9 protein-coding genes and 1 tRNA gene are annotated in these 13,708 nt (G+C 51.2%); 3 read left to right on the forward strand and 7 right to left on the reverse strand.

Annotation, left to right across the window (positions count from 1 at the left end):
• Nucleotides 1-32: 32 nt before the first annotated feature.
• Entirely contained in the window at nt 33-1,838 is a 1,806-nt protein-coding gene (locus I8J30_RS26945) for an ATP-binding protein (protein ID WP_210663440.1), read from the reverse strand.
• Between the two features lie 177 nt (nt 1,839-2,015).
• Here I8J30_RS26945 and mscL point away from each other — a divergent pair, with 177 nt between their 5' ends.
• Nucleotides 2,016-2,474 (forward strand): large-conductance mechanosensitive channel protein MscL, encoded by a 459-nt coding sequence (mscL, locus tag I8J30_RS26950; RefSeq protein ID WP_210663442.1) that lies wholly within the window; start codon nt 2,016-2,018, stop codon nt 2,472-2,474.
• 4 nt (nt 2,475-2,478) lie between these two features.
• On the forward strand, nt 2,479-3,132 hold the full coding sequence (locus tag I8J30_RS26955) for an NUDIX hydrolase (protein WP_210663444.1): 654 nt from the start codon (nt 2,479-2,481) through the stop codon (nt 3,130-3,132).
• A 750-nt stretch (nt 3,133-3,882) separates the two neighbouring features.
• On the opposite strand, the gene I8J30_RS26960 is transcribed toward I8J30_RS26955, so the two are convergent.
• The 3 genes from I8J30_RS26960 to I8J30_RS26970 all read right to left on the reverse strand — a co-directional run bounded on the left by I8J30_RS26960 (nt 3,883) and on the right by I8J30_RS26970 (nt 6,685).
• A complete protein-coding gene (locus I8J30_RS26960; RefSeq protein WP_210663446.1) occupies nt 3,883-4,296 on the reverse strand; it encodes a hypothetical protein in 414 nt (137 codons plus the stop codon).
• 282 nt (nt 4,297-4,578) lie between these two features.
• Nucleotides 4,579-4,653 (reverse strand) — tRNA-Thr (locus I8J30_RS26965).
• Between the two features lie 514 nt (nt 4,654-5,167).
• The gene (locus I8J30_RS26970) at nt 5,168-6,685 is read right to left on the reverse strand and encodes a sensor histidine kinase (RefSeq protein WP_210663448.1); all 1,518 of its coding nucleotides are present in this window, start codon (nt 6,683-6,685) and stop codon (nt 5,168-5,170) included.
• Nucleotides 6,686-6,930: 245 nt separating this feature from the next.
• Between I8J30_RS26970 and I8J30_RS26975 the strand changes: the two genes are divergently transcribed.
• Entirely contained in the window at nt 6,931-7,149 is a 219-nt protein-coding gene (locus tag I8J30_RS26975) for a hypothetical protein (RefSeq protein WP_091224188.1), read from the forward strand.
• Between the two features lie 109 nt (nt 7,150-7,258).
• Here I8J30_RS26975 and I8J30_RS26980 read toward each other — a convergent pair whose 3' ends face one another.
• The 3 genes from I8J30_RS26980 to I8J30_RS26990 all read right to left on the reverse strand — a co-directional run bounded on the left by I8J30_RS26980 (nt 7,259) and on the right by I8J30_RS26990 (nt 13,630).
• Entirely contained in the window at nt 7,259-8,617 is a 1,359-nt protein-coding gene (locus I8J30_RS26980; RefSeq protein ID WP_210663450.1) for a putative bifunctional diguanylate cyclase/phosphodiesterase, read from the reverse strand.
• A gap of 299 nt (nt 8,618-8,916) precedes the next feature.
• Entirely contained in the window at nt 8,917-9,642 is a 726-nt protein-coding gene (locus tag I8J30_RS26985) for a response regulator transcription factor (RefSeq protein WP_210663452.1), read from the reverse strand.
• A 97-nt stretch (nt 9,643-9,739) separates the two neighbouring features.
• Nucleotides 9,740-13,630, reverse strand: a complete 3,891-nt coding sequence (locus I8J30_RS26990) for a response regulator (RefSeq protein ID WP_210663455.1) — start codon at nt 13,628-13,630, stop codon at nt 9,740-9,742.
• Between the last annotated feature and the right edge of the window lie 78 nt (nt 13,631-13,708).

A 13,708-nucleotide genomic window follows, 5' to 3' on the forward strand; every position in this document is an offset into this window, starting at 1 on the left:
GCAGCTTATGACGAAAGCGCATCATGATACGCTCATGATGCGCTTTCGTCTTCTTGGCGCAGCCGATGAATCGGCGTGACCTTATTCCAAACCTCAACATCCGTAACCTCTGCCGGAATCTGAAATGGCAAGATGATATCGAATGTCGTTCCATCCCCTACACGGCTTTTCACTTCGATGCTGCCTTGGTGATTGTCTACGATTTTGTAAGTCACCATCAGCCCCAGACCCGTGCCCTTCTCCTTGGTCGTATAGAAAGGCTGACCGATCTTCGAAAGCTGGTTCTGCGGAATGCCGGGTCCCCGATCCGCGATGCGCGCGATAATGCGATTGCCTTCACGCAAGCAAGTAACGGTGATTTTTCCGCCGTCCATCATGACCTCAATCGCGTTCTTGAGCACATTGATAAACACTTGCTTGAGCTGATTCTCGACGCCTCGCACCCATAGCGCTTCCTCGCCTAAATTCGATTCGATCTCAATATTGTGCAAAATCGCCTGTGCTTCCAGCAGCGTAATCGTATCCGCCATAATGGAGCGGATATCCTTGTATGCCAGCTCGTAAATTTGCGGCTTGGAGAGCATCAGCAGCTCGCTCACGATCGATTCGATCCGATTCAATTCCGATTTCATAATGTCGTAATAGTTCTTGCTGTTGTTGCGCCCGGATGCGATGAGCTGCAGGAAACCCTTCAAGGAAGTGAGCGGATTGCGGATTTCATGCGCGATCCCTGCCGCCAGCTGGCCGGCCACATAGAGCTTCTCGGAATTAATGAGCAGCTCCTCGTTCTTCTTGCGCTCCGAGATGTCTCGGATAATGATTTGAAACACCGGCTTGCCCGACAGCTTCGTGCTGGTCTCAATGACCTCCGTATGCAGCGGCTTCCCTTGCACCGTGAACCAATCCAGCTCGATCGGGCTCTGCCGAACCCGCTGCTTCGTCACTTGAAGCATTCTTTTGAGAACCGTGTGAAATTTGGGCTGCAGAAACTGGTAGACCGGCTTGCCGAGCATATCGGCCTCGCTGTCCGCCGCAAACATTTGGAGTCCGGACCGGTTGATATATTCCCATTTCTCATCATGAATGATCGCGATCATGTCGATGGATGTTTCCACCAGCAGCTTATAGCGTTCATTCATAGAGGTATAACGACGATCTACATACCGGGCTACCAGGCTGAATACGAAGATGACCAGCGTAGCCAGACCAAGCACGATGGAGAGCAGCTGCATGTAATCGTTCAGTCGATCCGCGGTAAGCACGACCGAATAGATTACGGTCACGGTTTCCAGCCCTAACAGCTGCATAATAATGCCGGTGAAGCCGAGCAGTAAGCCCGCGAGCAGCATGGAACCGTTCTTCCGCTCGAAGATATAGAAAGAGACCGCTGTCCCGAGGAAGCTGAACAGAAACGAAAAGGATGCTAACTGGTAATGGATGCTGTAGCCTTCCACCTGCACGCTTAGCAGCGTGGAATAAATCAAAGAGCTCGTTCCGAGTGCCATCAGTAAACTGCAGCCCAGCAAACGAATCGTATGCGGTAACCTTGAGCCCAGCAGCCGGAAGGAACCGTAAGCGCTCGCCATTATGCTGAACAGTTTAACAATGATGGTCCAGTCTATGAGAATCATGGTGTCTGATGTCAGTAAGATGATGAAATGGCTTACCCACAAACCGAGTCCATAAACAAGCGCACCGCTAAGCAGCCAATATTGCCGCATGACACGGAGCATTTGGAGGTGACCGATCATGCTGTACATCGTGATGGAGGCAAATAAATTGATTGTGAGTGCCAGCATCAACGGCATCCACTTATCGCCAATCATTAGTTCACTCATTATGATTCTCCGATAACGATAGATTTTTGTGGAAGTCTGCTAGCTGTGAAATTCGACATTTTCCCAAATTATCCTTTTTTCTTCGCCAGGAAAGTGCAGGAACACCCTTCCTATGACATCCGGACTGTTCCTGAAGTGGGAGGTGCGCTATAATATTGCAAGTAAAGGAGTGAACTTATGGTTAAAATTTTAAAAGAGTTTCGAGAATTTGCCGTCCGCGGCAACGTGCTGGATCTGGCAGTCGGCGTTATCATCGGCGGCGCCTTCGGCAAAATTGTAACTTCCATGGTCAACGACATCATTATGCCGCCGATCAGCTATCTGCTTGGCAACGTCAACCTGACCGATAAATTTATCCCTCTGTCCGCAGATGATTCCGTGAAAATCGCTTACGGTAGTTTTCTTAACGTCATTCTCGATTTTACGATTGTCGCCTTCTGTATCTTCATGATTGTTAAAGGGGCCAATACCCTTCGCCGCCTCAATGCCAAAGAGACGGAAGAGAAGCCGGCCGAGCCAACGGACAAGACCTGTCCGTACTGCTTGTCCAAAATCCCCGTCAAAGCTACTCGCTGCGGCCATTGTACGTCTCATCTGAACGACGAGCCGGCCGAGCTTCAAGAAGGCTTGTCCTAGTCCGATGGCCACGCTTGGGCACGCTTCCGAAGAAGAGCACTTCGACATTTACGACGAAGCCGGCGCATGGCTCGGAACGGCTCCTCGCAGCGAAGTACATGCTCGAGGGCTATGGCATCGTTCCATTCACTGCTGGCTGGTGCGGCGCGACGGCAATCGCAAGCTGGTGCTGTTTCAACAGCGGAGCTCGGACAAGGATACGTACCCGGGCTTCTACGACATTACGGCTGCCGGTCATCTGACGGCCGGCGAGTCGATGCGCGATGCTGCACGCGAAATTGAAGAGGAGCTCGGCGCTCCCGTTCCGTATGAAGCGCTTATACCGCTTGGCGAAGCGCGCAAGGAAGCCGCGGGATTCGCCAAGGGTGCAGCGTTTGTAGACCGCGAGGTCAGCGAGGTGTACGGTTTCGTTTATGACGCGCCGCTCGGGTCGCTGATCCTGCAAGCCGAAGAAGTGGCCGGGGTGTACGAAGCCGACCTCGAAGAGATGATTGCCCTGTTTGACGGAGAGCTGGATCTTGCAGAGGCGGCCGGTTTCCGGCTTGGCCCTGATTATCAGCAGCTCCCTTCGACGGTACAAGTGAAGGCCTCTGACTTTGTAACACGGCCTTCAAGCTATTATTCAGGCGTATTCCGCGCTTTGCTGCTCCATTTGTGAGCAGCAGGGCGGAACTGCGCCTTTTTTTGCCTCTTCCGGACTGACTCCTTGCTGAGCTTGCGCTGACCTGCCCCCGGTTCCCTGTGGATGCTGACTTCCGGGCCAGGCTCGCCCCTCTGCCGCCTCCTACGAAGCCGTTCTGCCCCGCCAACTGTTCCCACCGCTTATAGAACTGATCAAGCATGCCATGGATTTGATAGAAATACGTACTCTGAGGCGCCAAATCGAAATCATTCAGAAAGTCTTCGCCAAAAACTCTAGACGCCTCTTGATGAATGCATCCATGGAAATTCGAACCCTCGATAAACAGCCCGAGCTGATCCAGCGAGCTGAAAGACTGTAAGTTATTCATAAGGCGCGCTTCGGCCGATTTGTTATAACAGCGGGTGTTGCGGATCGCCTCAGGCACGCTTTGCCACGGCGCGACCAGCTGCGGATCATACCCTTGTTGATAGTACCACTGCAGCGCTTTATTGATAAAATAACGATGGAATTGCATAAACTTCGCACCATAGCCCGCCGGCAGCTGCGACGGATCATCGTGATGATTGGCATGGTGCCATTGCACATGTTCCTGCAGAAGCGCTTGTGGAAAATTCGGAATTAACGGCATACCTGTCCCCTCCTATGCCAAACGTCCATTTCCAGTTAGTCTATGCCGGTGTCATGGGAGGGGTTCGTCACAAAATAAGGGCTGCCTCACCGAAGTGATGACAGCCCTTACAGAGGAAGACGGTTCGCCAATCAAATTTAGAAGTTGTTGCAATTTCCCATCGATACGCAAATGTCGAATGTAATGCGGACGTCGCAGCAGTTACCAAACACACATGAAATGCGTACGCAAGCCATCCGGCCTTGGTGGAAGAAACAGACAACATTACAGTTGGAGCCGATCAATTCTTCAACGACTTTACGGTTTCTGCAGCGGATCGCACGAACAAGCTTAGCAGCTACAGCCGGCGAACGAAGCTGACAGAACAAATCGGAAAGATCTGCACCTGCCTCTTGGATACCTTCTACAGCGCCATCACGTTGGTTGCAACAATGGCTTCCGCTTCTGCTTCCCATCACTTGCTCGTTGGAAACACGCGCGCTGCTGGATTTCCGGGATTTCGATTTTGCAGCAACCTTCTGAACACTCTTCACTTTCAATTTAATTGACACCTGATTTCCTCCTTTCAAACGAACTACAATACACTATGAAAGGAGAGGTGTTCTAGTATAAGACAAGACTCCCGTGGCTATCGCATAACCTGAAAGCCACTGTCTCTGCGTAGTCGATCGCCTTCCCCTCTATCAGCCTACTTCTTATAGCCGATTTAGTGTCATGGGGGTATAGTAGCCGCTATTTCATCTGCACTCGCGGGCCGCGATTTCACACTTCTGGGAATAGCAAAAAGGCGCGATCTCCGATACTTCGGAAGCCGCGCCATTTATAGCTAGACATGGTGCTGGTGAAGGGAATTGAACCCCCGGCCTACGCATTACGAGTGCGTTGCTCTGCCCCTGAGCTACACCAGCATGCAACTGCAATTGCTGCATAGAACTGCTGCTTTTTTCAATATACTGCAACCATTTCTCATCGTCAATCCTCTTTCCGGCATTCATCTTGCACCGCTGTGAGCCCCCTATGGAGCTTGAATCCCCCGTGATCAAACACGGGGTTAACGTACAGTGAAGAGCCCTTTTTCGAGCGAAACGATTGGATTTGAAAATCAGACCTTTGCAGCCGGCTCCGTTACGTGCTAACGAATTGCAGGGGCCTTATTTGCCTGAAAACAGCCCTTTTTCAATTCTAACGAATCGTGGAAGCCTTATTTCGGGGAAAATGGAGCGAATATGGCATCTAAGCACGAATTAAGGTCTGTACGATTCGTAAGATTTTCAAATCGAGCAATTAGGCTGATTTAAGACCTCAGGGATTCGTTAGAGCAAAACACAAAAAGTGTTGCAATATGCAACAATTCATTTTAGATACTTCATATGCAGCAGCCTGCCGGCGCAAACTGCGCACACAGCGGCTCAGCCTCCGCTCCTACTCCTGCGTCACCATCGGCACGCCGCCATACGGCGTAACCGGAAGCCGCAGCGTGAACTTGCTGCCCTCGCCCTTACGGCTCTCGAGCGACAACGTACCGCCGAGCAGCCGGGCCAATTGCAAGCTGATCGACAGGCCAAGCCCTGTCCCGCCATAGTTGCGGTTAATGGAGCCGTCTTCCTGCTGGAACGCCTCGAAGATCAGCTGCTGCTTCTCCGCCTCGATTCCGATGCCCGAATCGATAATGGAGAACAAAATGCGTTGCGGTGGCACCACTCGCACGGCCGGGCGGCCCCACGACGCCGGATTCCAATTCCGAAGCGTTCGCTTCTTCAGCGCAGAAGGCTCGATCGGCACGCCTCCCTCTACTTTGACAACGAGCTTAACAGAGCCCGATTCCGTAAATTTGAAGGCATTCACCAACAGGTTCCGCAAGATCTGATTGACCCGCAGCGCATCGGATTGCATAGCCTCCGGCACAGCCGGAGAAATTTCGGTTTCGAAGAGCAGCTTCTTCTGTCCTGCAACCGGGAGAAACTGCTGATGCAGCGTTTGGACAAGCTCTTCGATCGATAACGGCTCGAAGTTGATATCCATCTTCCCGGCTTCCACCTTGGAGAGATCAAGAATGTCATTGATCAGCTGCAGCAGATCGTTCCCTGCCCCATTGATCAGCTCCGCATACCGGACATCCTCGGCACTATACCGATCCGTATCCTCTTCCTGCATTAACTGTGACAGCAAAATAATACTGTTTAGCGGCGTCTTCAGCTCATGCGACATGTTCGCCAGAAACTCGGATTTGTATTTACTCGCCAGCATCAGCTCGCGAGCCTTTTCTTCGACCTCGCGCTTAGCCTCCCGCAGCTCCCGCGTCTGTCTGCGCAGCAGCATATTCATGGTTCGCAGTTCGTCGACTCGCTGCTGCTCCTTCTGGAAATCGCGAATGATAAAAATCAGCAGCGCGCATAACAAGAGTCGCAGCGGCAGCGCATAGATGCCAAACTCCAGCCAGTACGTACGCACACTCATGAGATCCAGGTGAAGCAATGTCAGGGTCACAATTAAGGCATACACTACATTTACTACAAGTAGGGTGGCCGTACTTTTCCATACGAATCGCCACGGCTTCCATTTCAGCCAGTTGCTTAACCAAGCACTTACGAGTCCGACGATAGCCATGTTCAGGAACCCTGCTATAGCCGCTTCGTCAAAGTCGAGAAATAGCCGCCCGAAGCCGATACCGACGCCGATCAGCGCGATGACGAGCGGGGACGGGAAGACGAGCACTGCAATGATAAGCGGCGCTATGCGCAGATCGAGCAGGTGCAAATCGCCCATCCGCGGTCCGAATGCCATCGCACACCAACCGCCGATTATGAACATCGCAATCGTTAGGCCATATTTGACACGATTCGACGCGTATTGAAAAAGGTATCTATACCCCAAATCAAACAAATAAGCGAGCGCGATGAGCAAACTGATATTGGCGAACAATGCTTTTGCATTAGTCAAAACGTGATCCCCCTGCCTTCCGATTGTTGGTTATTACCCTATATTTGGTGGAATGACACACAGGCGGATTAATATTGTACCTCTTCGCAAATAATACCATTACCCCCTGCTCAGCATGCCGAAATTTGTTGTAATTTGTTAGAAAAGGTTGAGTAAATCAAACAAAAGTCTCATTTCGATTTTATAAGCGACTAAAAGATTTTGTTTACAATGAGGTTATTAAAGTAAACGGAGGCGCATTCCCAATGACAAAGGTCATTACCTTCAAAAATCGTTCCGTTCCAGTCCACTACCCATCCGAGCAACTCTCCTACATGGAGCTCCTGCATAATAAATTGTTGGAAATGGAATACAACTTTGATTTCCGTAAGAAGTGGAAACGAATCAAGTCGGTTGAAATGATTCGTGACGTCGCTATTTTACAATACAGCGACGGTACAAAGCTATATCTGGAAGTGTGCTAACGGACTCCCCCTCCGGCTTGCATACATCATAGCGAAAAGGGCAGTCCATACACGAAGGCGTATATTCGACAAGTCGAATGTGCGCTCGTGCAGACTGCCCTTTATTTTATTACACGGACTGCAGCTGAAGGAGATGCGTACCGATCGCTTCCTCTTGCATCGGCATGCCGAGCAGGTACCCTTGATAGAAGTCGCAGCCCCATTGCTTCAACAGCTCCAGCTGTCCCTCGTGCTCTACGCCTTCTGCCACAACCTCAAGACCCAGCTCATGCATCAGTGCGATCAACGCCTTCACAATCGCGCTGTCCGCATGCTGATCGCAAATATGCCTGATATACGAGGTTTCCAGCTTCAACGTGTGCAGCGGCAATTTCCTTAAATAAGTCAATGAAGCATATCCGATACCGAAGTCATCCAGTGCAATGCGGATGCCTAAATCTCTTAGCTGCCCCAGAACCGCGCAAGCCTTCTCGCCGCAATCGATCATGCTTCTCTCGGTAATTTCGATTTCCAAGCCTGCTGCCGACGTCGCTGTATCTTCAAGTATGCGCTGCAAAGACCTTACGAAATCCGGCGAAACAAGCTGGTTCGGCGATAGATTAACCGATATGATCATGTTCGTCAGTCCTCTGGCGCCGGTCCTGTTCAGCATCCCGCATGCCTCGCGGATGACCCATTCGCCGATGTCCACGATTTGGCCGTTCAGTTCGGCAAGCGGAACAAATTCCTCCGGCATGATTAAACCCAGTTGTGGATGCTGCCAGCGCAGAAGCGCTTCAAAGCCTCTCAATCGCCCATGCACCTCGTATAGAGGTTGATAATAGAGCGACAGCTCATCGCTCTGCAGGACGGTACGCAGCGCGATTCTGATGGCTTCAGTCCGCAGGATCTGCGCAGCACCGTCTTCCGCATAAACGACAACCTGGTTACCGCCTGCGGCCTTTGCTTGCTGAAGCGCCGTTTCGGCATGACGAACAAGCCGCTCTGCCGTCTCGCCGTCTGCAGGGTAGCTGCTTACGCCGATACTGCAGAATGGCTGCAGGTTCTGTCCGCGGACCTCCAGCCAATCCTCCGCCGTCTTCTTTAGCTCCTCGATGAGCTTGTCCGATTCTATAGAAGCATCGTCCATTTTCACGAGTCGGAATAAGAGGAATGCATTGCCGCTTAGCCGAAACACCGAGCCCGACCAATGCGTAAGCTCGCACAGACGATTGGCCATTTGACGAAGCGCCTCGTCGCCGAAAGCCGTCCCTCTGGTTTCATTGATGAGATAAAAGCGATCCATATCTACTAGCGCTGTAAGCACGCCTCTATTGCAGCTTCTTGCCAAGGAAACTGCTCTTGCCAACATCGCAAATGCAGCCTTCCGTCCCGGCAAGCCTGTTAGCGAATCATATACCTGATCAGCAGGCACATTCCCACGGCGCTGCGAAGCAGCCCGCTGAGAGAATGGATCCCTGACTTCCATCTCCAATCACCCGTCCTTCCGACCTAATTCCAACATTGCCTTACTAGGTAAATTATCACATAAAAACAGTAGGAATAAAGTAGCTATGTAAGGTTAATTTATTAATTTTAGCTAAAAAAACGCATAAAAAAGCGCTCTGCCGCATGAGTTTCGTGCCCCGGCACAGAGCTTCTGTTATTTCTGTCATTATATGGTTTGTTTCATGAAAAAAGCAGCGCTTCAATGATGCGCTGCTTTTTTCATTGTTCATTCGAATTGTTAATGCAAAAAACAGCACACAACGTCTGATTTTTGCATTGTTAATGAACCGACTCCACCTCGGTCACATACTTATACCCGACTCCCCAGACGGTACGGATATAGTGCGGCTCCTTCGGGTTCTTCTCAAGTTTGCGTCGTAGATTCACGATATGTACATCGATTGCTCGGTCCGTAACAAAGGAGTCAAACCCTCGAATCGCATTAATTAGATCTTCTCGGCTGAATACTTTTCCGGGATGTGTAAGGAAGAGCTTCATCAGTTCAAACTCGGAGAAGGTCGTTTCGACAAGCGTACCGCGTACAAGCAGCAAGCGCCGCTCCGAATCCAGCCTGATTGTCGTCTCTGCTTTCTCATTGTCGTTCTCGGATTGAAGTGCCCCTTCCGCAACCGCAGATTGCATCAGCTTCGCTCGGCGAATGAGCGCTTCAACGCGAGCGCTCAGCTCGTGCATGGAGAAGGGCTTGCATAAGTAATCGTCTGCGCCTGCGCGCAGTGCTTGGACGCGTTCAGACACTTCAGATTTCATAGAAACAATCATAATGGGAACCGAGGAGTGTTGGCGTATTTGGAGGCACAGCTCTGTACCATCCCAGTCAGGCAGCATGAGATCGAGTAGAACGACGTCCGGCTCGAACTGTTCCAACAGCTTTAATCCCAGCGTGCCGGTAGCAGCTTGTTTAATTTCGTAGCCCTCTTCAGACATGTACATGGACAGCATATCGCTCATCATCACATCATCTTCGATAACCAGTATTTTGTACATGTTTCTCACCTCATGAAGGGATTCATGAATCGACTAATCTTCTTACTACTAATATACAATAGGAAGATCAACCCAACAATAGATTGTTAGAATTTTGTTAGGTTATATTGTCGAATTCTGTCAAATCTGACAAATGAGAAATAAGCTCTTTCAGAACGTCATTCACTTCTGCAGCGGCTTTGTACACCGTCTCAATTTCCAGTAATTCTTCCGGTACTTTGAGCAGCTGCTCAAGCTCTTGCGCGGCTTTGGCCAGCTTGATTGCCGACAAATTACCCGCGACTCCTTTGAGCGTATGCGCCATCCGGCGGGCCAGCGTGAAATCCCCGTTCGTCAGCGCTTCATGCAGCCGCTCGTCGAAACTTACGTAATCCTTCACAAACAGCTTTAACATATGGTTCAAAATATCTCGCTTCCCATTCACCCGCTGAAGTGCTTCTTCCAGCTGAAGGCCCGGTATCCCCTTGTGCAGCCATTCGTCATCAAGCGATTGCACGGGCACGTAAACAGCACCGACGGCATCACGGTCTCTGGACTTCGTCTTGGTCGGCTCGACACGCAGTTCCCCTCCGTATCGAATCCACTTCGATATGATCTGCAGCAGTGCATCCGGAGGAATCGGCTTCGTCAGCACATCATTCATGCCCAGCTGCATATACCGGTCATGGTCCTCCTGCATAATATTCGCCGTAAGCGCCACTATCGGCAGCCGATCGTACTTCGAGTCCAGGCGAATAATCCGCGCCGCCTCATCGCCGTCCATTTCCGGCATATGGATGTCCATAAGTATGAGATCATAGCGTCTGGAGGTTAGTTTGCGAAGCACTTCGGTACCCGTCTCCGCCACATCCACCGTAAAACCCCATTCGCGCAGCTGTTCCACTGCAACGAGCTGATTGATATCATTATCCTCGGCAAGCAGAATTGCCCCGCTTGGCCGCTTCGGCTTCTCGACAACGGCAGCAGCCACCTCGGCATTAGCCGTCGTCACAACCCGTTCTGTATGCTCAAACAACGTCAATAGCGATTGATAGAGACTTACCCGAGTGGCCGGCTTCACAAGAATGGTATCCGGACGTTTCTCTACCGGCAGCTTCAGAAGCTCTTCGCGGCCGTATGCCGTCGTAAGCGCAATCGTTTTAACCCCGGCATCCCTTGCCGTTTCATGCATGTTGTGCCACGTTTCTTCCCCGTACATATCGGGCATTTCAAAATCAAGCAGCAACGCGAAAGGCCGAACGCCGATACCTGAACGAAGAAGCCTCTCCTGAGCCGTTTTCCATGAAGCGAGTGTGATTGGCGTCACCCCGCAATCTTCGAGTCCAACGCATATTCGCTGACTCAGCAGCTCGTAGTCCTCAACAACCCAGACGGAATACTCCCCGCCTTGTCCCAGCAAGAATCGGCCTTGCTGCCGCTCCTCCGCTACAGGAAGCTCAATCGTAAAGGTAAACTGACTGCCTTTGCCGATCTCACTCTTCACTTGAATGGTGCCGCCCATCAGTTCCACCAAACGCTTCACGATGACCAGGCCAAGGCCCGTTCCGCCGTATTTGCGATTCGTGGCGGCATCCGCTTGCACAAACGGTTTAAACAGCTTGGAAAGCTGCTCCTCCGTCATGCCGATTCCTGTATCTTCCACGAGGAAGGCCAGGCGCACATTCTTCTCTAAACGCCCGCGCGGATGCAATTGCACCTGCAGCTTGACATGCCCATGCTCCGTGAATTTGATCGCATTCACACATAAGTTCAGCAGCACCTGCTCGATTCGCAGCCAGTCTCCGATCAATTGCTCCGGCAGGTCACTCGGTGTATCGATAATGAATTGGAATCGTTCCTTGCCGCCTACGAACATGCTCAGCAGCTCCGTCAGCTTATGGATCATACTGTACGGGTCAAACGGCATTTCGTTCAGCTCGATCTTGCCGGCCTCGACTTTAGCAAAGTCCAAAATATCGTTAATAATCGAGAGCAGCGCTTCGGAGGAATCCCGCGTCTTATGCAGATAATCCAGCTGCAAGGCCGTCAGCTCCGTCTTCTGCAGCAGTCCGGTTAAACCGATGATGCCTGCCAGCGGAGTTCTGATCTCATGGCTGATTTGCGCTAAGAAATGGCTCTTGGCCAAGTTGGCGCTCTCCGCCTCGCGCCTTGCGTGCTCAAGCTCGAACTGTACCCGTTTATGCTCCGAGATATCACGCGCAATACAAGAATAGAAGGTTTCACCCGTCTCATCGTCACGGTGAACGACTAGGATCTTGGAAACCGGAATGAACTCCCCTTGCACCGTCCTCAGCAGTACCTCGTCCTCCTGGTAGCCGTATGCTTGGGCATCTTCGATGCCTTGCAGCAGCTCGCCAATGGTGCGCATCGGCATTTCATCATTGTCATTATAGGATTTATGGATGCCAAGGAGCGTGCGCCCCGCCGCATTAATATAGAGCAGACGGCCTTGATCATCGAACATCGCGATAAGGTCCTTCGCAGCCCCCATCACCTTGAACTGTCTGTTTCGCGCCTTCTCTGCTTGCTTCTGCATCGTAATATCGCGGGCAATCGCAGCCACTCCGATAAACTTGCCCTCTCGGTCCCTCATCCCATTCGAGCTGTGGGCAACCGGGAAGCTGGTTCCGTCTTTGCGCAGATAATTCCACTCCCGTTCATAGGAGAAGCGCTCCGATCGAAGCATTTCGAAAACCGTAATATCAGCCGGGACCGGGTAGCCGTGACGACCGGACAGCCGCTCAGCCTCGCGCTGAATATCCGCCGGATCAATAAACAGCAATCCCGTCGCTTTATTAATGACCTCTTCCGCCTTGTACCCCAGCATCAGCTCCGCCGCCTTACTGAAGTAAGTAACGCGATATTGATCGTCAAGCACAATGAAGGCGAATTGATTCTGGTTAATCATCGCATCCATGCGGCCGAACATGCCGCTCAGCTGCACCTTCATTTCGTTGACCGAATGCGACAGCTGCGAGATCTCATCCCCGCTGTCATCCAGTACGTTATTCACGTCGAATCGACCGGCAGCGGCCGCTTCCGTTACATTGATTACGCGTTTAATCCGTCTGATGATATGATCGGAGAACAAGAAGAAGAGAATCGTCAGCATGGCCTCCGCAATGACAATAGAGAGAACCGAACGCCACTTAATGGCTTCCAGCGGCTGCCTAATTTCGGATAGGGATACGTTTAATCCAATATGCCAGGATGTACCTTTTACAGCGGAGAAAAACAAAATGGAGGAGCCGGATTGCCCATCCAGCTCAAAATAACCCTTATCATTAACGAGCATATCCAGCGCAGCCGGCTGGAATGGCAGCTCTTCGGACAGGATCGATTTCGAAGCCAAGTCAAGCAGCCCGCTCTCCTTAGGCGCTTCGATGATTTCTGCCTTATCGTTATACATGAATAATCTGTCGGTGGTCCCAACCCGAATATTTAAATGTTCACTGTACATACGTTCTGCGAGCAAGGAGGCGTAAATAATGCCAATAACCTCGTTGGTCGTCCCGTATACCGGAACTTGGATCACAATGATTTTGCTCTTCGTGCTGCCGTTTGTCATCGGATCCGTCACGACGACACGACCGCTCATGGCTATAGGAAAGGAGGGATCATTCGCTAATTCGATGATTCTTCCGTCGCTCAGCAGCGCTTTACCGCTTGGATCGGCGTAACCGATCGTCTCGAACGGCGAACCCGTTCTGCGCGTCTCATTCCAGAAGTAAGCTTCTCGTTCAAAATTCGCGCCGAAGCGAACCTGGTCGGTTCGGCTCATCACTTCTACCTCTGCTCGGCGGGTATCGATCCAAGAAGACAAATTGTTAGCTGTATTTTGAACCTTCGTATTGGCCTTCTCGATAAGCGCTTCCATAATGGTATGCTGGGCTGCTGAGTAATTGCCGTAGCCGACAATTGTCAGAGCGCCAGAGGTCACAACGAGGATAAGGACAAGCACTTTGGTTCGCAATGAGAAACTTCCCAATCTAAGCCCTCCAGTAAGGAACAAGGTAGTCATTTTCCCTATTATACCTTGAGAGGAAATAGCTTCATAGATCAGGAT

This window comes from Paenibacillus lignilyticus (assembly GCF_017942085.1).
Classification (GTDB): domain Bacteria; phylum Bacillota; class Bacilli; order Paenibacillales; family Paenibacillaceae; genus Paenibacillus_Z; species Paenibacillus_Z lignilyticus.

Coding starts and splice junctions, on each gene's coding strand:
- I8J30_RS26945 (WP_210663440.1), bottom strand. CDS start 1,838: ATGAGTGAACTAATGATTGGCGATAAGTGGATGCCGTTGATGCTGGCA.
- mscL (WP_210663442.1), top strand. CDS start 2,016: ATGGTTAAAATTTTAAAAGAGTTTCGAGAATTTGCCGTCCGCGGCAAC.
- I8J30_RS26955 (WP_210663444.1), top strand. CDS start 2,479: ATGGCCACGCTTGGGCACGCTTCCGAAGAAGAGCACTTCGACATTTAC.
- I8J30_RS26975 (WP_091224188.1), top strand. CDS start 6,931: ATGACAAAGGTCATTACCTTCAAAAATCGTTCCGTTCCAGTCCACTAC.
- I8J30_RS26980 (WP_210663450.1), bottom strand. CDS start 8,617: ATGGAAGTCAGGGATCCATTCTCTCAGCGGGCTGCTTCGCAGCGCCGT.
- I8J30_RS26985 (WP_210663452.1), bottom strand. CDS start 9,642: ATGTACAAAATACTGGTTATCGAAGATGATGTGATGATGAGCGATATG.